Source organism: Micromonospora sp. CA-240977 (genome assembly GCF_050942285.1).
GTDB lineage: Bacteria > Actinomycetota > Actinomycetes > Mycobacteriales > Micromonosporaceae > Micromonospora.
On the sequence record NZ_CP192055.1, the window covers coordinates 2,459,651 to 2,486,119 of the forward strand.

20 protein-coding genes are annotated in these 26,469 nt (G+C 71.9%); 8 read left to right on the forward strand and 12 right to left on the reverse strand.

The window, feature by feature from the left end; translation table 11 throughout:
* Positions 1–8: 8 nt before the first annotated feature.
* The 5 genes from ACQPWW_RS11355 to ACQPWW_RS11375 all read right to left on the reverse strand — a co-directional run bounded on the left by ACQPWW_RS11355 (position 9) and on the right by ACQPWW_RS11375 (position 6,747).
* Complete coding sequence (locus tag ACQPWW_RS11355; protein ID WP_433131828.1) at positions 9–938, reverse strand: SDR family NAD(P)-dependent oxidoreductase; 930 nt, start codon at positions 936–938, stop codon at positions 9–11.
* Positions 935–2,119 carry a zinc-dependent alcohol dehydrogenase gene (locus tag ACQPWW_RS11360; protein WP_433131830.1) on the reverse strand — a complete coding sequence of 395 codons (1,185 nt, stop codon included), beginning with the start codon at positions 2,117–2,119 and terminating at the stop codon, positions 935–937. Before ACQPWW_RS11360 ends, ACQPWW_RS11355 begins: the two co-directional genes overlap by 4 nt.
* Before the next feature lie 1,295 nt (positions 2,120–3,414).
* Positions 3,415–4,179 (reverse strand): succinate dehydrogenase/fumarate reductase iron-sulfur subunit, encoded by a 765-nt coding sequence (locus tag ACQPWW_RS11365; protein ID WP_357245649.1) that lies wholly within the window; start codon positions 4,177–4,179, stop codon positions 3,415–3,417.
* On the reverse strand, positions 4,176–6,113 hold the full coding sequence (locus ACQPWW_RS11370) for a fumarate reductase/succinate dehydrogenase flavoprotein subunit (protein ID WP_433131833.1): 1,938 nt from the start codon (positions 6,111–6,113) through the stop codon (positions 4,176–4,178). The genes ACQPWW_RS11365 and ACQPWW_RS11370 overlap by 4 nt, the downstream gene beginning before the upstream one ends.
* A 1-nt stretch (position 6,114) precedes the next feature.
* On the reverse strand, positions 6,115–6,747 hold the full coding sequence (locus ACQPWW_RS11375; RefSeq protein ID WP_433134276.1) for a succinate dehydrogenase cytochrome b subunit: 633 nt from the start codon (positions 6,745–6,747) through the stop codon (positions 6,115–6,117).
* Between the two features lie 134 nt (positions 6,748–6,881).
* Between ACQPWW_RS11375 and ACQPWW_RS11380 the strand changes: the two genes are divergently transcribed.
* A complete protein-coding gene (locus ACQPWW_RS11380) occupies positions 6,882–7,814 on the forward strand; it encodes a LysR family transcriptional regulator (protein WP_433131835.1) in 933 nt (310 codons plus the stop codon).
* A gap of 18 nt (positions 7,815–7,832) precedes the next feature.
* On the opposite strand, the gene hrpA is transcribed toward ACQPWW_RS11380, so the two are convergent.
* Positions 7,833–11,903: an ATP-dependent RNA helicase HrpA gene (gene hrpA, locus ACQPWW_RS11385; protein ID WP_433131837.1), complete on the reverse strand. Its 4,071-nt coding sequence runs from the start codon at positions 11,901–11,903 to the stop codon at positions 7,833–7,835.
* A gap of 126 nt (positions 11,904–12,029) precedes the next feature.
* On the opposite strand from hrpA, the gene ACQPWW_RS11390 reads away from it, so the two are divergent.
* Positions 12,030–12,392, forward strand: a complete 363-nt coding sequence (locus ACQPWW_RS11390; protein ID WP_433131839.1) for a cytidine deaminase family protein — start codon at positions 12,030–12,032, stop codon at positions 12,390–12,392.
* Between the two features lies 1 nt (position 12,393).
* Here the strand turns inward: ACQPWW_RS11390 and ACQPWW_RS11395 are convergent, their stop codons facing one another.
* On the reverse strand, positions 12,394–12,753 hold the full coding sequence (locus ACQPWW_RS11395; protein ID WP_433131841.1) for a YciI family protein: 360 nt from the start codon (positions 12,751–12,753) through the stop codon (positions 12,394–12,396).
* A gap of 128 nt (positions 12,754–12,881) precedes the next feature.
* Between ACQPWW_RS11395 and ACQPWW_RS11400 the strand changes: the two genes are divergently transcribed.
* The 5 genes from ACQPWW_RS11400 to ACQPWW_RS11420 all read left to right on the forward strand — a co-directional run bounded on the left by ACQPWW_RS11400 (position 12,882) and on the right by ACQPWW_RS11420 (position 18,999).
* Positions 12,882–14,849 (forward strand): multicopper oxidase family protein, encoded by a 1,968-nt coding sequence (locus tag ACQPWW_RS11400; protein ID WP_433131843.1) that lies wholly within the window; start codon positions 12,882–12,884, stop codon positions 14,847–14,849.
* Positions 14,850–14,910: 61 nt separating this feature from the next.
* Positions 14,911–15,957 carry a FecCD family ABC transporter permease gene (locus tag ACQPWW_RS11405; RefSeq protein ID WP_433131845.1) on the forward strand — a complete coding sequence of 349 codons (1,047 nt, stop codon included), beginning with the start codon at positions 14,911–14,913 and terminating at the stop codon, positions 15,955–15,957.
* Positions 15,954–17,033 (forward strand): FecCD family ABC transporter permease, encoded by a 1,080-nt coding sequence (locus tag ACQPWW_RS11410; RefSeq protein ID WP_433131847.1) that lies wholly within the window; start codon positions 15,954–15,956, stop codon positions 17,031–17,033. The genes ACQPWW_RS11405 and ACQPWW_RS11410 overlap by 4 nt, the downstream gene beginning before the upstream one ends.
* A 20-nt stretch (positions 17,034–17,053) precedes the next feature.
* Entirely contained in the window at positions 17,054–17,989 is a 936-nt protein-coding gene (locus tag ACQPWW_RS11415; protein ID WP_433131849.1) for an ABC transporter ATP-binding protein, read from the forward strand.
* A 62-nt stretch (positions 17,990–18,051) separates the two neighbouring features.
* Positions 18,052–18,999, forward strand: coding sequence for an ABC transporter substrate-binding protein (locus ACQPWW_RS11420; protein WP_433131851.1), 948 nt, complete (start codon positions 18,052–18,054; stop codon positions 18,997–18,999).
* 122 nt (positions 19,000–19,121) lie between these two features.
* Here ACQPWW_RS11420 and ACQPWW_RS11425 read toward each other — a convergent pair whose 3' ends face one another.
* The 3 genes from ACQPWW_RS11425 to ACQPWW_RS11435 form a co-directional block, all read right to left on the reverse strand.
* Positions 19,122–20,030, reverse strand: a complete 909-nt coding sequence (locus tag ACQPWW_RS11425; protein ID WP_433131853.1) for an endonuclease domain-containing protein — start codon at positions 20,028–20,030, stop codon at positions 19,122–19,124.
* Between the two features lie 231 nt (positions 20,031–20,261).
* Entirely contained in the window at positions 20,262–20,906 is a 645-nt protein-coding gene (locus tag ACQPWW_RS11430; RefSeq protein ID WP_433131855.1) for a hypothetical protein, read from the reverse strand.
* Positions 20,907–21,095: 189 nt separating this feature from the next.
* Positions 21,096–21,983 (reverse strand): LysR family transcriptional regulator, encoded by an 888-nt coding sequence (locus ACQPWW_RS11435; protein ID WP_433131857.1) that lies wholly within the window; start codon positions 21,981–21,983, stop codon positions 21,096–21,098.
* 111 nt (positions 21,984–22,094) lie between these two features.
* On the opposite strand from ACQPWW_RS11435, the gene ACQPWW_RS11440 reads away from it, so the two are divergent.
* Complete coding sequence (locus ACQPWW_RS11440) at positions 22,095–22,967, forward strand: oxidoreductase (RefSeq protein WP_433131859.1); 873 nt, start codon at positions 22,095–22,097, stop codon at positions 22,965–22,967.
* A gap of 64 nt (positions 22,968–23,031) precedes the next feature.
* Here ACQPWW_RS11440 and ACQPWW_RS11445 read toward each other — a convergent pair whose 3' ends face one another.
* Both ACQPWW_RS11445 and trmB read right to left on the reverse strand, forming a co-directional pair.
* The gene (locus tag ACQPWW_RS11445) at positions 23,032–25,545 is read right to left on the reverse strand and encodes a DEAD/DEAH box helicase (protein ID WP_433131861.1); all 2,514 of its coding nucleotides are present in this window, start codon (positions 25,543–25,545) and stop codon (positions 23,032–23,034) included.
* A 91-nt stretch (positions 25,546–25,636) separates the two neighbouring features.
* Positions 25,637–26,344, reverse strand: a complete 708-nt coding sequence (gene trmB / locus ACQPWW_RS11450; RefSeq protein WP_433131863.1) for a tRNA (guanosine(46)-N7)-methyltransferase TrmB — start codon at positions 26,342–26,344, stop codon at positions 25,637–25,639.
* Between the last annotated feature and the right edge of the window lie 125 nt (positions 26,345–26,469).

The following is a 26,469-nucleotide window of genomic DNA, read 5'->3' on the forward strand; positions in this document are numbered from 1 at the left end:
CGAACAGATCAGCCGAGCCGTCGGCGCAGCGCGGCGCCGACCGCGCCGGCCGGCCCGGACACGAGTTGCCGCAGGTCGGGCAGGTGGCCGCCACGGACCGCCTCGCCGGCCGGGTTCGGGGCGAAGACGCTGCCGTCGTTCGCCGCGACCGACCGTCCACTGAGGCCGGACAGCCGCATCAACGGCCCGACCAGGACGTCGTAGACGCCCGGCAGCACGGTGAAGCCGGCGCGCAGCAGCATGTTGAGCCGGCCCACGGAGACCTCGCGCTGGGGCCGGTCCGCGCAGTCCACGATGGCGCGGCCCACCCGTTGCGGGCTGGCGACCGGCGGTGGGGGTCGGCCGATCCGGCCCAGGTAGTTGGCGGCCTGCTGGTACACGGGGGTGTCCACGCTGCCCGGGTTGACCAGGCACAGTCGGATCCGCGGGGTGTCGCGCAACTCCTGCTGCACCGTGCGGATCAGGCCCTGCACGCCCCACTTGCTGGCCACGTACGCGCTCATGTACGGCGCGGTGATGTCCCCGAGTACCGAACCGGTGAGGATGACGGTGCCGGCCCCGGCGGCCCGGAAGTGCCGCAGCGCCACCCGTAGCGAGCCGGCGGCGCCGAGCAGATCGGTCCGTACCACCTGGTCGAAGACCCGTTCGGGCAACTCGTCGAAGCGCCCGTAGGCCATCACGGCCGCCGTGTGCACCCAGACGTCGATCCGGCCGAACCGACCGATCGCCGCGTCCGCTAGCGCTTCCAACGCGCCCGCCTCGGTGACGTCGGTCGGCACGGTCAGCACGTCGACGTCGGCGCACTCCGCGCGTACCTCGGCCAGGGTGGTGGTGGCGCGGGCGGCGAGGACCAGGCGGTCGCCGCGCTCGGCGAACGTCCGGGCTGTGGCCCGGCCGATCCCGCTGCTCGCGCCGACGACCACCACCACCCGGCTCACGGTTCGAGCACGACCTTGATGCAGCCGTCCTCCTTCTTCTGGAACATCTCGTACGCCTGCGGAGCGCGGGCCAGCGGCACCCGGTGGGTACGCAGGTCCTCCACACCCAGCGGGTCGTCGTCACCGGCGAGCAGCGGCAGGATCTCGTCGGTCCACCGGCGCACGTGACACTGCCCCATCCGCAGTTGGATGCCCCGGTCGAACATCTCCATCAGCGGCATCGGGTCCGCCTCACCGCCGTACACACCGGAGACCGACACGGTGCCGCCACGGCGCACCGCCTTGAGCGCGGCGTGCAGGACGGACAGCCGGTCCATGCCGACCCGGTCGGTCATCGTCTGGGCCAGCTTGTCCGGCAGCAGCCCGACGGCCGCGTGAGCCAGCTTGCCCCCCGGCGAACCGTGCGCCTCCATCCCGACCGCGTCGATCACCGCGTCCGGGCCGCGCCCGTCGACCAGGTCGATCAGCGCGCCCGGCACATCGGACAGTTCACGGACGTCGAGCACCTCGACGCCGTGCCGGCGGGCCAGCTCCAGCCGCTCGGGCACCAGATCCAGCCCGATCACCCGGCCCGCGCCGAGGTGGCGGCCGATCCGGGCGCAGAACTGCCCGACCGGACCCAACCCGAAGACGGCCAGGGTGCCACCGGGAGGGGTGTCCGCGTACTTCACGGCCTGCCAGGCGGTGGGCAGAATGTCGGACAGGTAGAGGTACCGCTCGTCGGCGCCGGTCTGCGGGACGACGATCGGGCCGAAGTGGGCCTGCGGGACGCGCAGGTACTCGGCCTGCCCGCCGGGCACCGAACCGTAGAGCGAGGTGTAACCGAACAGCGCGGCGCCCTTGCCCTCGCTGGTGACCTGGGTGGTCTCGCACTGGGCGTAGAGCTGGCGTCGGCACATCCAGCAACTCCCGCAGGAGATGTTGAACGGCACCACCACCCGGTCGCCCGGCTTGAGCCCGGTCACCTCCGACCCGACCTCCTGGACGATGCCCATCGGTTCGTGGCCCAGGACGTCACCGGGCTTCAGGTACGGCCCGAGCACCTCGTACAGGTGCAGGTCGGAACCACAGATCGCGGTCGACGTGATTTTGACTATCGCGTCGGTCGGCTCCTCGATCCGAGGGTCCGGCACCTCCTCGACCCGTACGTCCCGCTTGCCCTGCCAGGTCAGTGCCTTCATGTCCCTCGTCCCTTCTCACGCCGTCTCGAGAGACTGCTACCCGGGCTCGGGCGCTTGAACCAGCCGTGCTCCCCGATGTCCGGGTTGCTCTCGGCTCGGTCTGTCGGTGGGTGCGGTCGGGGCTGGGTGGTCGTTCCGCGGCTTCGGGTGGCCGGGTGTCTGGGTGGGTTTGTGGTCGGGGCGTGGTTGTGGTCAGGGCGTGGTTGTGGTCTGGGCGTGGTTGTGGTCTGGGCGTGGTTGCGGTCTGGGCTGGGGGCGACCGTCCCCGGCTCCGGGCGGTCAGGCTTGATCCCTCCGCCGGGGACGGTCGCCCCCAGCCCCGTGGGTGGCTGCCGTCCGTCCGCTTCGTGCGCCGTGCCGAGACCCCGGCCCGTGGGCGTTGCCTGTGGTTCCGCGCTGGTCGGTTCGGGCCGGTGGGGCGCCGCCTGTGGTTCCGTGTGCTGGTCAGTTCGGGGCCGGTGTGCGTTGCCTGTGGTTCCGTGCGCTGGTGAGTTCGCCCCGGTCGGTGGTTGGCGCTGCTTGTGGGTCAGTGCGGGGGTCTGTGAGGCTCGGCCTGGGCCTCGTGCGCTTCGTGCGCCACCCTCGACGACCCGGCCCGTCCGGGCCCGCTCGTGGGCCGTGCCCCAACCCGTGAACTCCGACCCGTGGGGTGACCACTGCTTGCGTGCTCCGAGCACTGGTCTGCGAGTCCCGTCTGCAAGTCCCGGGCGGCGCGTCGATGTGTCCGGCTTACACCTTCTGTCGGGCTGTCGCGTGACTTCTGCGGGCCGAGATCGAGTTGATCGACTCGTGTTCCTTGAAGTCGCGGCATCCGAGGCGCTATGACAGCCCGACTTCATGAAGACCGAGTGGATCAAGCAGCCGCGGCCAGCGCGGCGGCGGGGCGGCGAGGGCGGGGCGGGAAGGCAGGACGGCGTTCCCGGGGCGGGGCGGCGCGGGGCGGCGAGGGCGGGGCCGGACGGCAGGACGGCGTTTGCGAGGCGGGGCGGCGCGGGGCGAGGCGGGGCGGCGCGAGGCGGTGCCGCGCGAGGTTCACCGACGCGTCCGCGATCGGAGCCCTCGGCGTACCCCAGCGGAACCGCAACTCACGGACCAGCCGTGACCAGGGTCAGGGCTGGGGCGACCGTCCCCGGCGGAGGGATCAAGCCTGACCGCCCGGAGCCGGGGACGGTCGCCCCAGCCCCAAGCGCAACCGAGGACCGAACACCGAGCCATGGACCGAACGCCGAGCCGAACGCCGAACCGCCGTACCCCGGAAGGAAGGGATACGGCGGTTCGGCGTCGTGCGGTGGGCCTCAGGAGCCGGGGGTGTTGCCGGCGCCCTTCGCGGTGGCCGCGAGGTAGTCGCGGTTGAGGCGGCCGATGGTGTTCAGCGGGATGCCCTTCGGGCAGGCCGGGGTGCATTCGCCGGCGTTGGTGCAGCCGCCGAAGCCGGCCTCGTCGTGCGCGTCGACCATGCCGATGACCCGGGTGTAGCGCTCCGGCTGGCCCTGTGGCAGCAGGGAGAGCTGGGTGAGCTTCGCGGCGGTGAAGAGCATGCCGGAGCCGTTCGGGCAGGCTGCCACGCAGGCGCCGCAGCCGATGCAGGCCGCCGACTCGAAGGCGGCGTCGGCGTTGGCCTTGGCCACCGGGGTGGAGTGTGCCTCGGGTGCGCTGCCGGTCGGCGCGGTGATGTACCCGCCCGCAGCGATGATCTTGTCGAAGGCGCCCCGGTTGACCACCAGGTCCTTGATGACCGGGAAGGCGCTGGCCCGCCACGGCTCGATGTCGATCGTCTCGCCGTCGGTGAACTGCCGCATGTGCAGCTGGCAGGCGGTGGTGCCGCGCTGCGGCCCGTGCGCGTCGCCATTGATCATCAGGCCGCACATGCCGCAGATGCCCTCACGGCAGTCGTGGTCGAAGGCGACCGGGTCCTCGCCGGCGAGGATGAGCCGCTCGTTGAGCACGTCGAGCATCTCCAGGAACGACATGTCCGGGGACACGTCGTCGACCGGGTAGGTCACCATCCGACCCTTGTCCTCAGGGCCCTTCTGGCGCCAGATGCGCAGGGTCAGGTTCACTTGTAGCTCCGCTGCGTGGGGTGGACGTATTCGAACTTCAGGTCTTCCTTGTGCAGCACCGAGGGCTCACCGGTGGCGGTGAACTCCCAGGCCGCCACGTACGCGAACCGGTCGTCGTCGCGCTGCGCCTCACCGTCGGGGGTCTGGTGCTCGGCCCGGAAGTGGCCGCCGCAGGACTCCTCGCGGTGCAGGGCGTCGATGCACATCAGCTCGGCCAGTTCGAAGAAGTCGGCCACCCGGCCGGCCTTCTCCAGTGACTGGTTGAGTTCCTCGCCGGTGCCGGACACCTTGACCCGCTGCCAGAACTGCTCGCGCAGGTCGCGGATCTCGCCGATCGCCTTGCGCAGCCCGGCCTCGCTGCGCTCCATGCCGCAGTGTTCCCACATGATCTGGCCGAGTTCCCGGTGGAACGAGTCCACGGTCCGGTCGCCGTCGACAGCGAGCAGCCGCTGGACGCGGTCCTCGACGTCGGTGCGGGCCTCGACCGCCGCCGGGTGGCTGGCGTCGACCTTCTCCAGCGGGCCGGAGGCCAGGTAGTTGGCGATGGTGGTGGGCAGCACGAAGTAGCCGTCGGCGAGGCCCTGCATCAGCGCCGAGGCACCGAGGCGGTTCGCGCCGTGGTCGGAGAAGTTCGCCTCACCGATCACGAACAGGCCGGGGATGTTCGACTGGAGGTCGTAGTCGACCCACAGGCCGCCCATCGTGTAGTGCACGGCGGGGTAGATCCGCATCGGCACCTCGTACGGGTCCTCGCCGGTGATCCGCTCGTACATCTCGAAGAGGTTGCCGTACTTGGCCTCGATGGCCTTGCGGCCGAGCCGGCCGATGGCGTCGGCGAAGTCGAGGTAGACGCCGAGCTTGGTCGGGCCGACGCCGCGACCCTCGTCGCACACGTTCTTCGCGGCGCGGGAGGCGATGTCGCGGGGGACCAGGTTGCCGAAGGAGGGGTAGATCCGCTCCAGGTAGTAGTCCCGCTCGTCCTCCGGGATGTCCTTCGGGCTGCGGTCGTCACCCTTGGTCTTCGGCACCCAGACCCGGCCGTCGTTGCGCAGCGACTCGCTCATCAGGGTCAGCTTCGACTGGTGGTCGCCGGAGACCGGGATGCAGGTCGGGTGGATCTGCGTGTAGCAGGGGTTGGCGAAGTACGCGCCCTTGCGGTGCGCGCGCCAGGTGGCGGTGACGTTGCAGCCCTTGGCGTTTGTGGAGAGGTAGAAGACGTTGCCGTAGCCGCCGGAGGCGAGCACCACGGCGTCGGCCATCTCGGTGCTGATCTCGCCGGTGACCAGGTCCCGGACGACGATGCCGCGGGCCTTGCCGTCGACGAGGACCAGCTCCAGCATCTCGTGCCGGGCGTTCATCTCCACGTTGCCCAGGCCGATCTGCCGCTCGAGGGCCTGGTAGGCGCCGAGCAGCAACTGCTGGCCCGTCTGGCCCCGGGCGTAGAAGGTGCGCTGCACCTGGGCGCCACCGAAGGAGCGGGTGTCGAGCAGGCCGCCGTACTCGCGGGCGAACGGCACACCCTGGGCGACGCACTGGTCGATGATGTTGACGGAGACCTCGGCGAGGCGGTGCACGTTCGACTCCCGGGAGCGGAAGTCGCCGCCCTTGACGGTGTCGTAGAACAGCCGGTGCACGGAGTCGCCGTCGTTGCGGTAGTTCTTCGCCGCGTTGATGCCGCCCTGCGCCGCGATGGAGTGCGCCCGACGCGGGCTGTCCTGGTAGCAGTAGGACTTGACGTGGTAGCCCTGCTCGGCCAGGGTCGCGGCGGCCGAGCCGCCGGCCAGGCCGGTGCCGACCACGATCACTGTCATCTTGCGGCGGTTGGCGGGGTTGACCAGCTTGGCCTCGAAGCGGCGGGTCTCCCACCGCTTCTCGACGGGGCCGGCGGGAGCCCTGGTGTCGGCGATCGGGTCGCCCTCGGTGAAGAGTTCCATGTCAGGACACCAATCCGGTGAGTACGGCGAACGGGACCACCAGGTATCCGGCGCTGAGCAGCACGGCGAACACCAGCGCCGCGGTGCGCGCCCGGCGCTCCCCGCGCGGCGTCTGCTGGCCGAGGCTGCGGAACGCGCTGAACGCGCCGTGGCGCAGGTGGAAGCCGACCGCGAGGATGGCGAGGGTGTAGAAGAGCGTGACGTACCAGCGCTCCGGGGCGAAGTCGGCGACGACGTTGCCGTACGGCTTGCTCTCGTTGCCGACCGGGTTCAGCGTTCCGGTGGTGAGGTCCAGCAGGTGGTAGATCACGAAGAGCAGGATGATCACGCCACCCCAGCGCATGGTGCGGGCCGCGTAGCTGCCGTTGACCTTCTTGCGGTGGGCGTACTTGACCGGGCGGGCCGCGCGGGCGCGCCGGGCCAGCACGGTGGCGGCGACGATGTGGGCGACGACGGCCACCGTGAGCACTGTGCGCAGGATCCACAGGAACCAGACGCCGGGCAGCAGCGGCTTGCCGATGTCGCGCAGCCAGTGCGCGTAGTGGTCGAACGAGGTCTCCCCCGTGAACACCTTCAGGTTCCCGAGCATGTGCGCGATCAGGAACAGCGCCAGCAGGATGCCCGTCACCGCCATGACGGCCTTGAGGCCGACGTTCGAGCGGATGGGCGACCGAGTTTTCGTCATTACCACGTGACCGACGCTAGGAGCACTTCGATCAGTCGTCCAATGCATCAAACTCGTAGTGTTGATAGCCGTAGGCTATGTAGATGCAGCTCCATCAGCTCAGGTACTTCGTCGCGGTGGCCGAAGTACGACATTTCACCCATGCGGCCGACATCGTCGGCATAACTCAGCCCTCGCTCAGTAAGCAAATTCACGCTCTGGAGGCCGACCTCGGGGCGCCACTGTTCGAGCGGGTAAGGGGCAACATCGCCCTCACCGCGGCGGGTGAGGTGCTGCTGCCGTTGGCCACCCGGATCCTCGCCGACGTGGAGACCGCGACCCGGGAGGTGCAGGAGTTGGTCGGGCTGCGCCGGGGCCGGGTCCGGCTCGGCGCCACCCCGAGCCTGGCCACCTCGCTCGCCCCGCCGGTGCTGCGCCGGTTCCGCGACGCCCACCCCACCATCGACCTGCGCGTCGAGGAGAGCGGCTCCCAGGATCTCGTCCGTGACCTGCTGCGCGGCGACCTCGACCTGGCGCTGATCATCATGCCGGCCCAGGGCGCCGACCCGGGCCTGCGCGTCGACCCGATCCTGCGGGAGAGCCTGGTGGTGGCCTCGGTGGGGGAGGTGCCGACCGCCTCGGTGACCGGCGAGCTGCGTATCACCGACCTGCGCGACCTGCCGATGGTGATGTTCCGGGAGGGGTACGACCTGCGCGACGCCACCATCCAGGCGTGTCGGGAGGCCGGCTTCGAACCCACCTTCGCGGTGGACGGCGGCGAGATGGACGCGGTGCTCAGCTTCGTCGAGGCGGGGCTCGGCATCGCGCTCGTGCCCGGCATCGTGCTGGCCCGCCGGCCGGGCGTGCGGATCACCCCCCTCGCCCCGCCCGGCGTGCGGCGGACCATCGCGGTGGCCCGTCGGCGCGACGTCGTACCCACCCACGCCGGCCGGGAGCTCCGGCGGATCCTGCTCGACTACATCCAGTCGGCGATCGACCTCGGCGAACTGCCCCCCGGCGTGGAGCCGCTGACCTGACCCCGATGGGGGCTCAGGTCAGCGGCCCTCGGCGTCGTCCATCGCCCGGTAGATCCGCTGTTCCGAGACGGGGTACGGGGTGCCCAGCGCCTGGGCGAAGACGTTCACCCGCAACTCCTCGATCATCCAGCGGATCTGCCGCACGGCGGTCCCCTGTCGACGGGCCGGCGGCAGCGCGGCGAGCAGGTCGTCGTACTCCTTCTGCACCACCGCGACGCGGTCCTGCTGCTGGCGGTCCCGCTGCGGGTTGCCGCCGAGGCGGTCGAGTCGGCGTTCGATGGCGGTGAGGTAGCGCAGCAGGTCGGGCAGCCGGGCGTACCCGGTCTCGGTGATGAAACCGGCGTGCACCAGACCGGCGAGCTGCTTGCGGATGTCGGCCAGCGCGGCGACCACGGCGAGGTTGCGGGTGGCGCCGAGCCGCTGTTCCACGGCGTACGCGGCGGCGAGCACCCGGCGGACCCGGTCCATCACCTCGACCACTGTGTCGACCAGGTCGGCCCGGACCTTCTCGCGCAGCGCCGCGAACCCCTCGGCGTCCCAGGCCGGCCCGCCGGCGTCGCCGATCAGCCGGTCGATTGCCGCGCCCGCCGCGTCCTCGATCAGCTCCTGCACGCCACCGTGCGGATTGCGGCTCAGCGCCAGCTTCGCCTCGTTGCTGAGCCGCCCCTGCAGGAACCGGGCGGGAGACGGCACGGTGAGTCGCAACAGGCGGCGGGTGCCGGCCCAGTGCGCCGCCTCCGCCTCGGCGGGGGAGTCGAACACCTTCACCCCGACCGTGGCGCCCTCGTCGACAAGCGCCGGGTACGCGGTCACCGCGTACCCGGCACGGACCTGCTCGATGGTCCGCGGCAGGGTGCCGATGGTCCACTCGCGCAGCCCGGTGCGGGCCACCTCCGGCGCGGCGGCCGCCACCACCTGGCGTACCTCCTGGCGGAGTTGACGTTGCAGGGCCGGCAGGTCCTTGCCCTCGGCGACCGGCTTGTCGTCGTCGCCCAGGACCCGGAAGGTCACCCGGAGGTGGGCGGGCAGCTTGTCCGGCTCCCAGGCGTCGCGGGGCACTGTGACCCCGGTCATCCGGCGCAGCTCACGGGTGAGCGCGTCGAGCAGCGACGCCTCGCCGGGGGTGATTGCCGCCAGGGCGGCGCGGGCGTAGTCCGGCACCGGCACGAAGTTGCGGCGGATCGCCTTGGGCAGCGAGCGGATCAGCGCGATGACCGTCTCCTCGCGCAGGCCCGGCACCTGCCAGCCGAAGCTCTCCGCCGGCACCTGGTTGAGCAGTGGCAGCGGGATGTCGACTGTGACGCCGTCGGTCGGTGTGCCCGGTTCGAACCGGTACGTCAGCGGCAGGCGCACCCCGTCGGCCTGCCACTCGTCCGGGTAGTCGTCCTCGTCCACCCCCGGCCGGCCGTCGTTGACAAGCAGGTCACGGGTGAAGGTAAGCAGGTCGGGCCGCTCCCGGCGGGTCTTCTTCCACCAGCTGTCGAAGTGCCGCCCGGAGGACACGTCGGCCGGGATCCGCTGGTCGTAGAAGCCGAAGATGGTTTCGTCGTCGACCAGGATGTCCCGGCGTCGCGCCCGGCTCTCCAACTCCTCGATCTCGGCGAGCAGCCGCTTGTTGTCCGCCCAGAACTGGTGGTGGGTCTGCCAGTCGCCCTCGACGAGGGCGTGCCTGATGAACAGCTCCCGGCTCAACGCCGGGTCGATCCGACCGAAGTTGACCTTGCGGGAGGTGACGAGCGGGACGCCGTACAGGGTGACCTTCTCGTAGGCCATCACCGCGGCCTGCTTCTTCTCCCAGTGCGGCTCGCTGTAGCTGCGCTTGACCAGGTGCTGCGCCAGCGGCTCCACCCACTCCGGCTCGACCCGACCGGCGATGCGGCCCCAGAGCCGGGACGTCTCCACCAGCTCGGCGGCCATCACCCAGCGCGGCGGCTTCTTGAACAACGCCGAGCCGGGGAAGACCGCGAACTTCGCGCCCCGCGCTCCCAGGTACTCGTGCTTCTGGGCGTCCTTCAGGCCGATGTGCGACAGCAGGCCGGGCAGCAGCGACTGGTGCACCTTCGGGGTGTCGATCTCCTCCGGCAGGTCCGCGCCGCCGCGTCGGCTCTCCCCCCGGCCGGCGTCCGCGCCGTCGGCGGTGTCGCGCGCCGGCCGCCCGCCGCGCCGGTCACCCTCCGCCGGGGTACGCAGCACCTGGCGCAACTGGCCGACGATGTCCTGCCACTCGCGGATCCGCAGGTAGTTGAGGTACTCGGCCTTGCACATCCGGCGGAACGCGCTGGAGGACAGCTCGCGCTGCTGCTCGCGCAGGTAGCGCCAGAGGTTGAGGTAGGCGACGAAGTCCGACTCCTTGTCGGCGAACCGGGCGTGCGCCTGGTCGGCCTGGGCCTGCTTCTCCGCCGGCCGCTCGCGCGGGTCCTGGATGGAGAGCGCGGCGGCGATCACCAACACCTCGGTGGCGCAGCCGTTGCGTTCGCCCTCGACGACCATCCGGGCCAGCCGCGGGTCGACAGGCAACTGGGCCAGGCGACGGCCCAGCGCGGTCAGCCGCTTCGCCGGGTCGGCCTCGGTCGGGTCCAACGCGCCAAGCTCGTGCAGCAGGTTGACGCCGTCGGTGATGTTGCGCTTGTCCGGTGGGTCGATGAACGGGAACGCGGCCAGATCGCCGAGCCCGATCGCGGTCATCTGGAGGATGACCGACGCCAGGTTGGTACGCAGGATCTCCGGGTCGGTGAACTCGGGCCGGGAGAGGAAGTCCTGCTCGTCGTAGAGGCGGATGCAGATGCCGTCCGAGGTCCGCCCACAGCGGCCCTTGCGCTGGTTGGCCGACGCCTGCGAGACCGGCTCGATCGGCAGCCGCTGCACCTTGAGCCGGCTGGAGTAGCGGGAGATCCGGGCGGTGCCCGGGTCCACCACGTACTTGATGCCGGGCACTGTCAGCGAGGTCTCCGCGACGTTTGTGGCGAGCACCACCCGGCGCGAGGTGTGCGCGGCGAAGACCCGGTGCTGCTCGGCGCTGGAGAGCCGCGCGTACAGCGGCAGGATCTCGGTGCCGAGCAGGGAGCGTCTGGTCTGCACCAGCTTGGCGAGCGCGTCCGCGGTGTCCCGGATCTCCCGTTCGCCGCTGAGGAAGACCAGGATGTCGCCGGGACCCTCGGCGGCCAGTTCCTCGACGGCGTCGCCGATCGCCTGGATCTGGTCGCGGACGTTCTCCTCGTCGCCGTCGCCGTCCTCCTCGCCCTCGGCGAGTTCGAGCAGCGGCCGGTAGCGCACCTCCACCGGGTAGGTGCGGCCGGAGACCTCGACCACCGGCGCGGGCACGCCCTCCGGCTCGTCGGCCGTGGGCGGCCCGGCGAAGTGCCGGGCGAACCGGTCGGTCTCGATGGTCGCCGAGGTGATGATCACCTTGAGGTCGGGTCGCCGGGGCAGCAGCTCCCGCAGGTACCCGAGGATGAAGTCGATGTTGAGGCTGCGCTCGTGCGCCTCGTCGATGATCAACGTGTCGTACTGGCGCAGCATCCGGTCGGTCTGCAACTCGGCAAGCAGGATGCCGTCGGTCATCAGCTTGACCAGGCTGCGCTCGCTGACCTGGTCGCTGAAGCGCACCTTGTAGCCGACCACGTCGCCCAACTCGGTGCCCAGCTCGTCGGCGATCCGGTCGGCCACCGTCCGGGCCGCCAACCGGCGGGGCTGGGTGTGCCCGATCAGGCCGTGCACCCCGCGCCCCAGCTCCAGGCAGATCTTGGGCAACTGGGTGGTCTTGCCGGAGCCGGTCTCGCCCGCCACGATCACCACCTGGTGGTCGCGGATGGCGGCGGCGATGTCGTCCTTGCGCTCACTGACCGGCAACCCCGCCGGGTACGTGATCACGGGCACCGCCGCTCGGCGGGTGGCGAGTCGCTGCTCGGCGCGGATGAGGTCGGCGGTGATCTCGGCCAGCGCCGCCTCCCGGCGCTGCGGGTCGCGCAGCTTGCGGGCACCGTCCAGCCGCCGCTGGAGCCGGCGCTGGTCGCGGAACATCAGAGGGGTCAGGCGGCGGTGCAGCTCGCGAACCGGGTCGGTCGCGACGGAGGCGGTTGGATTCTGCATGTCGTGCCCAAGGATAGGCAGCCCGACGGCGTACCGCCCGCGGGTTATCGCGCGGCCGGTCCGTCGGCGACCGGACCCGGGACCTAGAGTGGGCGGCCGACGTCGAGTGCGGGGGCCGGAATGACGATGCGGGACACCGATCGGGCGCTGGTGCAGGCCGCCACAGCGGTTGCCAAACTGCGGTGCCGCAGCCAGCGCCACACTGTCGCGTCGGCGGCCCGGACCGCCGACGGGCGGGTCTTCACGGGCGTGAACGTCCAGCACGCCACCGGCGGCGCCTGCGCCGAGCTGGTGGTGGTCGGCACGGCCGCCACGCAGGGCGTCACCGAGTTGGAGACGATCGTCACGGTCGCCGACCGGGGTCGCGACATCGGCGCGCCGTGTGGCGACTGCCGCCAGGTGCTCGCCGACCACTTTCCGGCGCTGCGCGTGATCACCGGCGAGCTTGACGCGTTGCGGGTGGTCGAGATCGGTTCGCTGTCCGACTGAGTCAGTCGCCCGCCGCCGCCTCCAGCATCGACCGGGGGATCGGCACGCCCTCGAACCGCACGTTGCCCTCCGGGACCAACCAGCTCGTCACCCGCGCGACAAGGCGTCCGGCCCGCACCGCCGGGTCGTTGGCGTAGAGCGCGCGTGCCTCGTCCGGGGCGATGGAGAGCACGACGAAGCCCCGCAGCAGGTCGTCGTCGGGGTGCAGGAACGGCCCGGTCGCGAGCACCAGCCCCTGCTCGACGAGCCCCGCCTGGTGGGCGAGGTGCGCGTCCCGCAACCTGTCGATCGCATCCTGCGGCAGCTCCGGCGGGTCCGCCGGTCGGACCAGCAGGACGACAGTGTGCTGGTCGAATCGCATACCCACACCCTAGGGCGCGACTGCTGCGGTATGTCCCTCTTATGGGTGTGATCCGCCTTCTGCCCTTCTTGTTCCCGTCCGCGAAACTCATTCTTCTATCGGGACGGAAAACAACTGGGAGGTGCGGCATGGTCACCAGACGACGGCTGCTCGCGGCCGGTGCCGCCGGCGGCGCTGCGGTTCTGGTCCCGGCAGGCTGGACGGCCTCGGGCCGGGCGTTCGCCGCGGCGGCGGCACCGCTGGACGCCGGCGACATTCCGAAGTACGTCACGCCGCTGCGGATCCCGCCGGCCATGCCGGCGGTGACGACGGATCCGGAGCGGGACACGTACGAGATCGCGGTGCGACAGTTCCGCCAGCAGATCCTGCCGCCGTCGTGGCCGCGCACCACCGTGTGGGGTTACGGCTCCACCGCCCACCCCGGCAGCTTCGGCTACCCGGCGCCCAGCATCGTCGCGCGGGTGGGCCGCCCGGTACGGGTGACCTGGATCAACCAGCTCGTCGACAGCCGGGGCGACGCTCTGCCGCACCTGCTGCCGGTGGACCCCACCCTGCACTGGGCCAACCCGGCCGGTGGGCGGGCCGACCGGGACCGGCACGGCGACTGGGACGGCGACCCTCGGGGATACCGCGGGCCGGTGCCCCAGGTGGTGCATCTGCACGGCGCACACAGCACGCAGGAGAGCGACGGGCACTCCGAGGCGTGGTACCTGCCGGTGGCCCGCGACCTACCGCCCGACTACGCCGTGGCCGGCAGCGCGTACCGCGAATTCCGGTCCCGCTTCGCCGAACGCTCCGGCCTGCGCTGGGCGCCGGGTTCGGCCACCTTCGAGTACGCAAACGACCAGCGGCCCTGCACCCTCTGGTACCACGACCACACCCTCGGGCTCACCCGGGAGAACGTCTACGCCGGACCGGCCGGGTTCTACCTGCTCGGCGGCGGTGACGACCTGCCCGGCGGGGTGCTGCCCGGCCCGGCGCCGGCCCGCGACGACCCGCCCGACGCCCGCTACCACGACATTCCGCTGCTGATCCAGGATCGCAGCTTCACCGCCGACGGAGAGCTGCGCTACCCGAGCGGTTACGCGGCGCACCCCGACGGCCCACCGATGTGGGTGTCCGGGTACTCCGCCTCGACAATGGTGGTCAACGGCCGTACCTGGCCCACCCTGACGGTGCGGCGTCGGCGTTACCGGTTCCGTCTGCTCAACGGCAGCAACAGTCGATTCCTGCTGCTCAGCGTGGTTGCCAACGCCACCGCGCGGCCGGCCCGCCCGGTGCTGCCGGTCTGGCAGATCGGCAGCGACGGCGGCTTCCTGCCCGAGCCGGCGCCACACGAACGCGTGGCGCTCGGCCCCGCCCAGCGGGTCGACGCGATCGTCGACTTCACCGACGTGCCGGCCGGCACCGAGCTGTACCTCGTCAACGAGGGACCCGACGGGATGTACACCGGCGGCCGACCGGGTGTGGACTTCCCGCCGGCCGACCCGCGGACCACCGGGCAGGTGCTGCGCTTCGTGGTCGCCGACGCCACCGGGCCGGACCCGAGCGTGCCGCCGGAGCAGCTGCGGCTGCCGGCGTACGAGCCACTCGGACCGGCCCAGCGGGTACGCCGGCTCTCGCTCAACGAGCGAAGGTCGGCCGGGTCGGGGTCGACGACGATGCTGCTCGGCGTCCTCGACGACAGTGGCCGGGGGGTGCCGCTGCACTGGAGCGACCCGGTGACCGAGCAGCCCACCCTCGGCGCGACCGAGGTGTGGGAGATGCGCAACTTCACCCGGCACGTGCACCCGATCCACCTGCACCAGGTCCAGTTCGAGCTGCTGGGCCGCGGGCATTCCGGCCAGGTGCGGCCCGGCCCGGGAAACCGGGGGCGGCTGGACACGGTGCTCGCGTACCCGTGGGAGGTGACCCGGATCAAGGCGCACTTCGACCTGCCGGGTCGCTACGCCTGGCACTGTCACCTCCTGGAACACGAGGACAACGAGATGATGCGGCCGCTGAACGTGCTGCCGCACGGCGGCGCGGCGACCGGGGACGGTGGCGCGCTGGGCGGGCCGGAGGAGCCCCCGACGGCATCGACCGACGCCGGTTAGGTCACTTTCCGCAGGTCGGCTAAGGTTAGGCGAACCTAAGCCCGATCGTGCAGGGAGATTCGTGACCGCGCTCGCCAGCCGGCCGACCCAGGTCCGCAGCCGGTCCGGTACCCGCACCCGCCGGCGGGTGGCCGTCACCGTCGGGGCCGCCCTGGTGCTGCTGCTCGCCGTGCTGGCCAGCTTCGCGCTCGGCAGCCGGCACCTCGGCGTCGACCAGGTCTGGCACGCTCTCGTCGCACCCGACGGCGGCGAGGCCAGCACCATCGTGCGCGAGCTGCGCATGCCCCGTACCGCGCTCGGCCTCGCCGTCGGTCTCGCGCTCGCCGTGGCCGGTGTGCTGTTCCAGGCGCTCACCCGCAACCCCCTCGCCGAGCCGCGCATCCTCGGCATCAGCGCGGGCGCGTCGTTCGGTGTGGTGCTCGCCATCTCCGTCTTCGGCGTCGGCACCCTCGCCGGGTACGTCTGGTTCGGCATCGCCGGGGCTCTGATCGCCGGGCTGCTGGTGTTCGCCATCGCCACCCGGGCCCGTGAGGGCGCCAGCCCGGTCACCCTCGCGCTGGTCGGCGCGGCACTCGACGCCAGCCTGGCCTCCGGCGTGTACGCGCTGCTCAGCATCGACGCCCGCACCTTCGAGGAGTACCGGTTCTGGGTGGTCGGCGGGCTGGCCGGACGCGACCTGACGGTCACCGCGCAGGTGCTGCCCTTCGTCCTCGCCGGTCTGGTGCTCGCCGCCCTGGTGGCCCGGGGCCTGGACGCGCTGGCCCTCGGCGACGACGTGGCCCGCGGCCTCGGCCACCGCATCGGCCTGGTCCGACTCGGCGGTGGCCTCGCCGCGGTGCTGCTGACCGGCGCGGCCGTGGCGGCGGCCGGACCGGTCGCCTTCGTCGGGCTGGCCGTGCCGCACCTGGCGCGTGCCCTGGTCGGCGCGGACCACCGCTGGACCCTCGCCGTCTCCGCCCTGCTCGGCCCGGCGCTGCTGCTCGGCGCCGACGTCGTCGGCCGGCTCGTCGCCCCGCCCGGCGAGATACCGGCCGGCATCGTCACCGCGCTGATCGGAGCGCCGCTGCTGGCCGTCCTGGTCCGCCGCGCCCGGGTGGTGACCGCGTGACCACGATCCACCGTCCGGCTGGCCCCTCGCCCGGCGCACCCGGCGCGCACCTGCCGGGACGGGCGCTGCTGCGGCTCGGCCCGGTCAGCCTGCTGATCCGCCGTCGCGCGGTGCTGGTGGCCGCCGTGCTGACCGTGCTGCTCCTGTCGGCCGTCGTGCTGAGCCTCTCGCTGGGCACCCCGTACGTCGCCCCGGCCGACGTGCTGCGCGCCCTCTCCGGCGCCGGCACCCCGTACGACCTGGTGGTCTTTGATCTTCGACTGCCCCGGGTGGTGCTGGCGGCGGTGGCCGGTGCGGCGTTCGGCGTGGCCGGCACCCTGATTCAGAGCGTGGCCCGCAACCCGCTCGCCAGCCCGGACGTCATCGGCATCACCCAGGGCGCCGGCCTCGCCGCCACCGTGGCCCTGACCAGCGGAATGGCCGCGGTGCTGGTGGCACCCACCGCGCTGGTCGGCGGCCTGCTCGCGGCGGTGCTGCTGTTCGCCCTCGGCGCCCGGCACGGGCTGGCCGCGCAGCGGTTCGTCCTCGCCGGCGTGGCGGTGGCATTCGCCTTCCGGGCACTGACCGAGGTGGTCATGCTCACCGCCGACCCGATCGACGGGCTGCGCGCGCAGATCTGGCTGATCGGCACCCTCGCCGGCAAGGGGTGGACCGAGGCCGCCTGGATCGCCGGCACCCTGCTGGTGCTCCTGCCGGTGCTGGCCTGGGCCGGTTGGGCGCTGAACAGCACCGCCCTGGACGACGACACCGCCCGGGGCGTCGGGCTGCGCCCGGTGGCCCGCCGGATCGGCCTGGCCGGCACCGGCGTGCTCGTCGCCGCGATGGTCACCGCCCAGGTCGGCGCCGTCGACTTCGTCGCGCTGGTCGCCCCGCAGGTGGCCCGGCGGCTGGTACGCGCCGAACGGCCACCGCTGGTCTGCTCGGCGCTGCTCGGCGCGTTGCTGCTGGTGCTGGCCGACCTGGCCGGCCGGCGGCTGTTCGCGCCCACGCAACTGCCCGCCGGGGTGCTGACCGCGGCGATCGGTGGCCCGTACCTGATCTTCCTGCTGCTGCGCGGACGGCGGCGGTCGTCGTGACGCACCCAAGGAGTCGTGTGATGCTCTCCACCCGCGACCTGGTCGCCGGCTACGACGAGCGGACCGTGCTCGACGGCCTCGACCTGGACCTGCCCGGCGACGCGTTCACCGTGATCGTCGGGCCGAACGCCTGTGGCAAGTCCACACTGCTGCGCACGATGGCCCGGCTGCTCAACCCGCGTCGGGGCACCGTGCTGTTGGACGGCACCGCGATCCGCGACCTGCCCACCCGGGAGGTCGCCCGCCGGCTCGGCGTCCTGCCGCAGAGCCCGCTGGTGCCCGAGGGCGTCACCGTTGCCGACCTGGTCGGCCGCGGCCGGCAGCCCTACCAGCGGTGGTGGCGGCAGTGGTCGGCGGAGGACGGCGCGGCGGTGGACGAGGCGATGGCCCTGGCCGACGTGACCGACCTGGCCGACCGGCCGGTGGACAGCCTCTCCGGTGGTCAGCGGCAACGGGTGTGGATCGCCATGACGCTCGCCCAGGACACCGACGCCCTGCTGCTGGACGAGCCGACCACCTTCCTCGACCTGGCCCACCAGGTGGAGGTGCTGGACCTCCTGCACCGGCTGCGCGTCGAGCGGGGCCGCACCGTGGTCGCCGTGCTGCACGACCTGAACCAGGCGGCCCGGTACGCCGACCACCTGGTCGCGATGCGCGACGGCGCCGTGGTGGCCGCCGGACCTCCCCGGGAGATCCTCACCGCCGACCTGGTCCGCGACGTCTTCGGGCTGGCCTGCGTGGTCGTGCCCTGCCCGGTGACCGGCGCGCCGCTGGTGGTGCCCGCGTACACGGGAGGTAACTCCATCCCGGTCCGGCCGCCCACCGATGTGCCCGCTGCGGCCGGCGCGTCTCGCGGCGCGGGCAACCCGGTCGCCGGGCCACGCCGAGCGTCCCACCCCGGGCCGCCTACCGCGGACGACCTCGATTCGTCGAAAGCGTCAGTACCGGACGCCTGACCCGCCACCACCGGCGCCGCGGCCAACCCGCCCGCCGGCTCGTACCCCTCGAAAGGATCCTGATGCGTCGTCTCGTCGCCGCTCTCGCCGCGGCCGCCGCCCTCGGCGTCGGTCTCACCGCCTGCGGTGAGAGCGACCCGGTCGCCGGCTCCACCACCGGGGACACCCGGGAGATCACTCACGCCATGGGCACCACCAAGGTCCCGGCCGAGCCCAAGCGTGTCGTCGTGCTCGACACCGACAAGATCGACACGGCGCTCTCGCTGGGCGTCACGCCCGTCGGCGCCGCCACCGCCGGTGAGGCCAAGAGCTGGCCGACCTACTTCGGCGCGGACAAGCTCGCCCCCATCAAGACGGTCGGGGTGCTCGCCGAACCCGACCTGGAGGCGATCAACGCGCTCAAGCCCGACCTCATCCTCGGCAGCAAGTTCCGCCAGGAGAAGTTCTACGACGAACTGTCCGCCATCGCGCCGACAGTGTTCACCGACAAGGTGGGCATCACCTGGAAGGACAACTTCCTCCTCGACGGCAAGGCGCTCGGGCGCGAGCAGCAGGCCAAGGACCTCCTCGCCGCCTACGAGAAGCGGGCCAAGGAATTCGGCGCGACCCTCGGCGACGCCGCCGCCCGCAAGGTGTCGATCGTGCGGTTCCTCCCCGGCAACATCCGGGTGTACGGCCCGGACTCCTTCTCCGGCATCGTCCTCGGCGACACCGGGCTGGGCCGCCCCGAGCGGCAGCTGCTCGCCAACAAGGAGGACAAGCGCTTCGACCTGGTCAGCCCCGAGCGGGTCAGCGAGGTCGACGGTGACGTCATCTTCGTGACCGCCTACGGCGACAAGGCCGCCGCCGAGCAGGCCAAGGTGGCCGGCGGGACCCTCTGGAAGGGCCTCAGCGCCGTCCGGGCCGGCAAGGCGTACTCCGTCTCCGACGAGGTCTGGATGACCGGCATCGGCGTCGGCGCCGCCAACAAGATCCTCGACGATCTCACCAAGTACCTCCCCGCCGCCTGACAAACCCCGACACCAACGCCGCGTCCCGCCCTCGGGCGCCCGCGCTGCGCATGATCGTGCTCGATCCAGGATGTAGTGGTCTCTCTGTACGGGGAGGCCACTACATCCACGTTCGAGCGCGATCATCGCGCCCCGGCGCCGCGCGAACGCGCCCGCAGGGCGGCCCTGACCTCGGCGAGAAATCCGTCGAAGTCGTCGCGGAGGCGCCTGGCAGTCACGTGCAGCACGATCCACCCGTCGCCGAGCAGTCGGTTGAGCCGTCGGCGGTCCCGATGAAACTGCTCGGGATCGTCGTGCCAGAGCCCGTCGTACTCCACCGCCACCTTGAACTCCGGCCAGGCCAGGTCAAGCCGGGCCACGAACCGGCCCTGGTCGGCCACGACCCATTGCGTTTGAGGGCGGGGCAGGCCGGCGAGCACCAGCCGCACGCGGGTGCGCGACTCCTGGGGTGACTCCGCGCCGGCGTCGGCCAGATCGACGGCACGCAGCAGGGAGCGCCAGCCGCGACGACCGGCCCGGCTCAGCGCGTACTCGCGGAGGGCTGGCACGTCGGTGAGCCGCCTGGCCAGCATGCTGTCGAGGACGACCACCGCCTCGACCACGTCGAGCCATCGGGCGAGATCCCAGCAGGTCCGCGCGGGGCTGGTCACCCTCAGCCCGGCCCGCTCCACCGCGTCGCCGGGGTCGAACTCCCCGTGGTGGATCCGGAGACCGGCGCTCGGCCCGATCCGTGCCGCTCGTGGAACCAACACGTCCACAGGCTCGTTCGCCGTCGGTGTCGGGCAGCCGTACAAAGCTGCCGCGGAGCGGCCGGCGATGGCCGCTCCTGGTGGGATCAGCCAGCGCCCGACGGCGGCGCACCTGACTCCGTGCGTGACCCGGACCCTGGCATCGGCGTAGACGTCCCGGAACAGTGGCCGCCACGCGGAACTGCGCAGGTCGTTTCGGCTCAACAGACCGCGCGAGACGGCGATCGAGCCGCGGAAGACCCGACCACGCAACTGCGGCGGGCGTCGAGGAGCTTTCGGCATGCGCTCCAGGCTGGCCGATCAGCCGCGCGCCACGCTGCCCCTGTGGATAACCATCGATCGTGCGTCGGCGGCCGTACGCATCGATGTCCCTGTGATCGCGCTCGAACATGGATGTAGTGGCCTCCCAAGAAAGCGAGGCCACTACATCCTGGATCGAGCGCGATCTTGCTGGGCTGCCCGGGCGGGGCGGGGCGGGGCGGGGTTTGGGCGGGGCGGGGTGGGGTGGGGTGGCTAGGCGGCGGTGGACCAGATGGCGCGGAAGGCGGCGGCTTCGCCGGACAGCCAGCGTTCGATCTGGTCGGGCTTGGCGTCGCTGGGCATGCGGTGGGCCTGGCCACGGCGGACGTCGACAAGGACCGGCTCGGCGTGCGGGAGCACCGCGTCCATGTGTCGGGCCATCAGGTGCAGGGTGGCGAGCACCGATTCCTCGCTCGGTGGGGTCTCGTCGAAGTGCAGGCGGACCGCTTCGGCGCGACCGTCGGCGTGGCGTACCCCGAAGTGGGGGTTGATCTTGACGGGCAGGTCGCCCAGCATGGCCAGGGCGTCGCGGGTCTGGGCGAGGTCGACGGCGGCCGGCTCGCCGAGGGAGTGCAGCCAGGCCGTGGCCCCGGGAACGAGCGCCTGGTAGAGCGGGCGCCAGCGTGGCTTGACCACGTCGACCACCCCGGTCAGGTGCGTGCCGCCGGTGTGGAAGGCGATGTCGGCCTTGAGCGCCTTGACGAACTGACCGTGCGGGTTGAAGCCGGACCGACTGGCGCGCTGCTTGCGCAGCCCGCCCACGAAGGTCGCCTTGGTGGGGCCGGTGCGGTCGACGTAGCGGGTGAAACCGAGCAGTGTGGCGTAGGGGGTGAGGGGTGTGGAGGTGGGCGCGGTCACGGGCGTCCTCCCAGGTCAGGATCTCTATTAGTACATACATTCTAATCGACGGGTCTGACATCGCCCAGTGAAAACGGGGGCGTGGAAGACACGACAAAGGGGGCCGCCGGCGTACCCGGCGGCCCCCTTGGGCGAGATGGTCGCCAGTGCCCCGTCCGCTTGGGACACCGTCGCCGGAAGGCGGTCCGGCTAGGCCCTTTCGGCGGCGAGTTCCCGAACCACGTGGGTGAATCCGCGTACGAGTGGGGTGTCGGTGCGGTCGGGCCAGGCGAGGGCGATCCGCAGCGGTTCGACGTCGACCAGCGGCACCCAGGCGAGGTCGGGACGGGCGTAGTAGCTCGCCATGCTCTCCGGTGCGAAGCAGATGGCCGTTCCCTCCGCCACCTGCTCCAGCATCTCCTCGACGTTGTTGCTGGTCGGGCCCCAGCGAGGGCTCGACCCGTCCGGCCGCGGGTTCACCGCCCACCAGTCCACCCACTCGCGCGGCGCCCGCTCGGTCCACACCAACGGCTCGTCGTTGGTTTCCAGGATCGAGACGCTGTCCCGACCGGCGAGCGGGTGGTCCCGTGCCACGGCGAGCAGCCGCTGCTCCGTCTGCACCACCTCGACACGCATGTCGGTGAGGTCGTTCGGGAGCCAGACGAAGGCGACGTCCACCCGGCCATCGCGCAGCGCGGCGGCCTCCTCGCCCCAGTCGAATCGCCTCGGCTGCACCCGTACGCCCGGATGCCGGCGGGCGAACTCCGCCCGGGCACGGGTCGTCAGCTCGCCCGCGCCGCTCGCCTCGAAGCCCACCCGCAGCACCCCGGTCTGGCCGCGCCGGTGCCGTTGCGCCACGGCCGTGACCCGGTCGACCTGCCGGAGCGTACGGCGCGCCTCGGCGATCACGTCGCGCCCGGCGGCGGTCGGCGTCACGCCCCCGGCGTGCCGGTCGAAGAGCTGCACGCCGATCTCCGCCTCCAGGTTGCGCAGGGCGTAGGAGAGGGCGGGCTGGCTGACGTGGAGCCCCTGGGCGGCCCGGCCCAGATTCCCGGCCTCGTCAATGGCCACCAGGTAGCGCAGCTGGCGCAGCTCCATCCCGGAATCATAAGTCGGCCTTATGGCTTGAACGATCTTCTGTCTTGGACGCGCCAGCTCACCGCTGGCCACACTCTGGTCAGCTCGCTCATCGCGCCACTGGAGGCCGAGATGTCCACCGAAACCCCGTCCACCCGCCCGCCGACCGGCCGGATCTGGCTGATCACCGGGACCTCCTCCGGCTTCGGCCGGACGATCGCCGAGGCAGCGCTGCGCGCCGGTGACACCGTCGTGGCAACCGCCCGCCGCCCGGAGACGCTCGAGGACCTGGTCGCGGCCCACCCCGGCCGGGTGCACCTGGTCGAGCTCGACGTCACGGACGCGGCCCGGATCACCGCCGTGGTCGCCCAGGTCATCCTCTGGTACGGCCGGATCGACGTCCTTGTCAACAACGCCGGCCGCGCTCTGGTCGGCGCGGTCGAGGCGACCACCGACCGGCAGCTACGTGACCTGATGGAACTGCACTTCTTCGGTCCCGCGGCCCTGACCCGGGAGGTGCTGCCGCATATGCGCCGCCGGGGCTCGGGCGCCATCGTGCAGCTCAGCAGCATGGGCGGGCGGATGTCCTTCGCCGGAGTCTCCGCCTACTCGGCGACAAAGTTCGCCCTGGAGGGACTCTCCGAGGCCCTGGCGGCCGAGGTGGCGCCGTTCGGGATCAAGGTACTGATCGTCGAGCCGGGAGCCTTCCGGACGAACCTCAACGCCGCCGGGGCCATGCTGCGTGCTCCGGCGATCGACGCGTACGCAGACAGCGTGGGGGCGGTCGCGGCGAACCTCGACGCGGCCGACGGCCGGCAGCCCGGCGACCCCGCCAAGGCCGCCACCGCCATCCTCGCCGCGCTCGACGCGGACCCGACCCCGCTGCGGCTGGTCCTCGGCAACGATGCGGCAGACGCGATCTCGGCCAGCCTGGAGCAAGCCCGCGCCGAGTTCCTGGCCTGGGAACCGACCGCCCGCAGCGTCCACTTCGCCGACGCCAGCTGAACGGCCGGATCCACGTGCACCCGCAAGCGGCTCTGCGCGAAGCAGTCGTCACCGGACCGGACAGCTAGAGCTGGCCGACCTCGGTGATCCGGACGACCGCCGCGCCGACCTCGTCCGAGGCGACCAGGTCGATCTCGGCGCTGATGCCCCAGTCGTGGTCGCCGTCCGGGTCGTCGAAGATCTGCCGCACCGTCCACCGCTCCCGGCCCTGCTCGATCATCAGCAGCGCCGGCCCGCGGGCGTCCGGACCGACACCGATCGAGTCGTACGCCTCGAAGTACGGCGCCAACGCGTCGGCCCACGCGTCGTAGTCCCAGCCGTCGCCGGCGTCCAACTCGGCGAGCAGATCCCAGCGGCGCAGCGCGGCGAGCTCCACCCGGCGGAACAGCGCGTTGCGCACCAGCACCCGGAACGCCCGCGCGTTGCGGGTCACCGCGGGTGGCCGGTCGGTCAGGGCGGCGTGTGCCTGGGCCACCTCGGCCACGTCCGACGGGTTGCGCAGCCGCTCCCACTCGTCGATCAGGCTGGAGTCGACCTGGCGGACCAGCTCACCCAGCCACTCGATGAGGTCGATCAGCTCCTCGGTCTTGGCGTCCTCGGGCACTGTCTGGCGCAGCGTCTTGTACGCGTCGGCCAGGTAGCGCAGAACGAGGCCCTCCGAGCGGGTCAGCCCGTAGAACTGCACGTACTCCGTGAAGGTCATCGCCCGCTCGAACATGTCGCGGACGACGGCCTTGGGGGAGAGCTCGTGGTCGGCGACCCAGGGGTGGCCCTGCCGGTACATCTCGTACGCGGCTTCCAGCAGCTCCGCGAGGGGCTTCGGGTGGGTCACCTCGTCGAGCAGTTCGAGGCGGGCCTCGTACTCGATGCCTTCGGCCTTCATCGCGGCGACCGCCTCGCCGCGCGCCTTGAACTGCTGGGCGGACAGGATCTGCCGGGGGTCGTCGAGGATCGACTCGATCACGCTCAGCACGTCGAGCGCGTACGACGGGGACTCGGCGTCGAGCAGCTCGATGGTGGCCAGCGCGAGGGGGGAGAGCGGCTGGTTGAGCGCGAAGTCGAGCTGGAGGTCGACGGTGAGCCGGATCCGCCGGCCGGTCTCGTCCGGCTCGGGCAGCTCCTCGACGACCCCACCGGCGCGCAACGCCCGGTAGATGGCGATCGCCCGGCGGATGTGCCGGCGCTGGGCGGCGGGCTCCTCGTGGTTGTCGGTGAGCAGGTGCCGCATCGCGGTGAACGCGTCCCCGGGTCGGCCGATGACGTTGAGCAGCATCGAGTGACTGACCTGGAAGCTGGAGGTCAGCGGCTCCGGCTCGGCGTCGACCAGCCGGTCGAAGGTGGGCTGGCCCCAGCCGATCGAGCCCTCCGGCGGCTTCTTGCGGACCACCTTGCGCCGCTTCTTCGGGTCGTCGCCGGCCTTCGCGAGGGCCTTCTCGTTGTCGATGACGTGCTCGGGCGCCTGCACCACGACCCGGCCGATGGTGTCGTAGCCGGCCCGCCCGGCCCGCCCGGCGATCTGGTGGAACTCCCGGTTCTTGAGCAGTCGGGTGCGGACCCCGTCGTACTTGGACAGGCCGGTGAACAGCACCGTCCGGATCGGCACGTTGATGCCGACGCCGAGGGTGTCGGTGCCGCAGATGACCTTGAGCAGGCCGGCCTGGGCGAGGGTCTCCACCAGGCGGCGGTACTTGGGCAGCATGCCGGCGTGGTGCACGCCGATGCCGTGCCGGACCAGCCGGGACAACGTCTTGCCGAAGCCGGAGGTGAACCGGAAGCCGCCGATCGCCTCGGCGATCATGTCCTTCTCGGCGCGGGAGCAGACGTTGACGCTCATCAGTGCCTGGGCGCGTTCCAGCGCGGCGGCCTGGGTGAAGTGCACCACGTACACCGGGGCCTGCTTGGTTTCCAGCAGTTCCTCAAGCGTCTCGTGCAGCGGCGTCATGGCGTACGAGAAGATCAGCGGGACCGGCCGCTCCGCCGTGCGCACGACGGCTGTCGCCCGTCCGGTACGCCGGGTCAGGTCGTCGACGAACCGGGTGGTGTCCCCGAGGGTGGCGGACATCAGGATGAACTGGGCCTGCGGCAGCTCGATGATCGGCACCTGCCAGGCCCAACCGCGGTCGGGCTCGGCGTAGAAGTGGAACTCGTCCATGATCACCTGGCCGACGTCGGCCTTCGTGCCCTCGCGCAGCGCCAGGTTGGCCAGGATCTCCGCGGTGCAGCAGATGATCGGGGCGTCGGCGTTGACGCTGGCGTCGCCGGTGAGCATGCCGACGTTCTCGGCGCCGAAGACCTCGCAGAGGGCGAAGAACTTCTCCGACACCAACGCCTTGATCGGCGCGGTGTAGAAGGTCGTCCGGCTGTCGGCGAGGGCCGCGAAGTGGGCGGCGATCGCCACCAGGCTCTTACCCGAGCCGGTGGGCGTGTTCATGATCAGGTTGGCGCCGGAGACGATCTCGATGACCGCCTCCTCCTGATGGGGATAGAGGTCGAGGCCGCGCTCCTTCGCCCAGCCGGCGAACGCGTCGAAGAGGGTGTCGGGGTCGGCGCTTGTCGGCAGCGCGGCGGTGAGCGTCATATCCCGTCCATGGTGCCTGGATCATGCCCCGCTCCGCCAACCCGGCGTCCAGCAGCCCCCCGCCCGGGCGCGCGGCTGCGGGCCAGCGGCGTCACTGTCGGCGGTAGAGCAGGTCGGCGACCGGCCGGCCGGCCGTGATCGCCCGCTGCTCGAACTTCGTCACCGGCCGGTGCGCGGGACGCGGCGCGAAGCCGCCGTACGCGTCCACCAACTCCGGGTCCGCCTCCAGGGTCTCCCGCATCGCCTCGGCGTACTCGGCCCAGTCGGTCGCGCAGTGCAGCGTGCCGCCGGGCCGCAGCCGGGACCGCAGCAGCGCCACGTGCGTCGGCTGGATGATCCGCCGCTTGTGGTGGCGGGCCTTCGGCCACGGGTCCGGAAAGAAGACGTGCACGGCGTCCAGCGCCTCCGCGGACAGGCCGCTGACCAGGGACAACGCGTCGCCCCGGGCCACCCGCACGTTCTTCAGGCCGTGCCGGTCCACCAGGTCGAGCAGGTTGGCGATTCCCGGCGTGTGCACCTCGACCGCCAGATAATCTCGATCCGGGTCGGCGGCAGCCATCGCGGCGGTGCTGTCACCCATGCCCGAACCGATCTCCAACACCACCGGCGCCCGGCGACCGAACAGGTCGGCCAGGTCGACGGGCACCACCGGTCCGTCCGGCACATCGAGGCCGTACGCGGGCCAGAGCCGGCTCAGCGCATCGGTCTGCCGGTCGCTCATCCGACCCCGGCGGGGATGGAACGTCCGGATCGTCCGGCTCACGGGCGGGACGGCGGGGTCATTGTCGGTGGCGGTCACAGCCAAGCGAGCCTACGCGACGCCGCCAGCGAATCGGATGTGATGTGCGACCGGAAATGAGAGGATCCAACTGGTACGGCAGGTCGGGTGCTCCGCTGCCCGACTCCGCCGCGCGGCGTCGAGAG

Bases quoted from the DNA above. Each gene is read 5' to 3' on its own strand.
- ACQPWW_RS11360 (WP_433131830.1), bottom strand. From the start codon at position 2,119: ATGAAGGCACTGACCTGGCAGGGCAAGCGGGACGTACGGGTCGAGGAG.
- ACQPWW_RS11370 (WP_433131833.1), bottom strand. From the start codon at position 6,113: ATGGAACTCTTCACCGAGGGCGACCCGATCGCCGACACCAGGGCTCCC.
- ACQPWW_RS11375 (WP_433134276.1), bottom strand. From the start codon at position 6,747: ATGGCGGTGACGGGCATCCTGCTGGCGCTGTTCCTGATCGCGCACATG.
- ACQPWW_RS11380 (WP_433131835.1), top strand. From the start codon at position 6,882: ATGCAGCTCCATCAGCTCAGGTACTTCGTCGCGGTGGCCGAAGTACGA.
- hrpA (WP_433131837.1), bottom strand. From the start codon at position 11,903: ATGCAGAATCCAACCGCCTCCGTCGCGACCGACCCGGTTCGCGAGCTG.
- ACQPWW_RS11390 (WP_433131839.1), top strand. From the start codon at position 12,030: ATGCGGGACACCGATCGGGCGCTGGTGCAGGCCGCCACAGCGGTTGCC.
- ACQPWW_RS11395 (WP_433131841.1), bottom strand. From the start codon at position 12,753: ATGCGATTCGACCAGCACACTGTCGTCCTGCTGGTCCGACCGGCGGAC.
- ACQPWW_RS11400 (WP_433131843.1), top strand. From the start codon at position 12,882: ATGGTCACCAGACGACGGCTGCTCGCGGCCGGTGCCGCCGGCGGCGCT.
- ACQPWW_RS11415 (WP_433131849.1), top strand. From the start codon at position 17,054: ATGCTCTCCACCCGCGACCTGGTCGCCGGCTACGACGAGCGGACCGTG.
- ACQPWW_RS11420 (WP_433131851.1), top strand. From the start codon at position 18,052: ATGCGTCGTCTCGTCGCCGCTCTCGCCGCGGCCGCCGCCCTCGGCGTC.
- ACQPWW_RS11425 (WP_433131853.1), bottom strand. From the start codon at position 20,030: ATGCCGAAAGCTCCTCGACGCCCGCCGCAGTTGCGTGGTCGGGTCTTC.
- ACQPWW_RS11435 (WP_433131857.1), bottom strand. From the start codon at position 21,983: ATGGAGCTGCGCCAGCTGCGCTACCTGGTGGCCATTGACGAGGCCGGG.
- ACQPWW_RS11440 (WP_433131859.1), top strand. From the start codon at position 22,095: ATGTCCACCGAAACCCCGTCCACCCGCCCGCCGACCGGCCGGATCTGG.
- ACQPWW_RS11445 (WP_433131861.1), bottom strand. From the start codon at position 25,545: ATGACGCTCACCGCCGCGCTGCCGACAAGCGCCGACCCCGACACCCTC.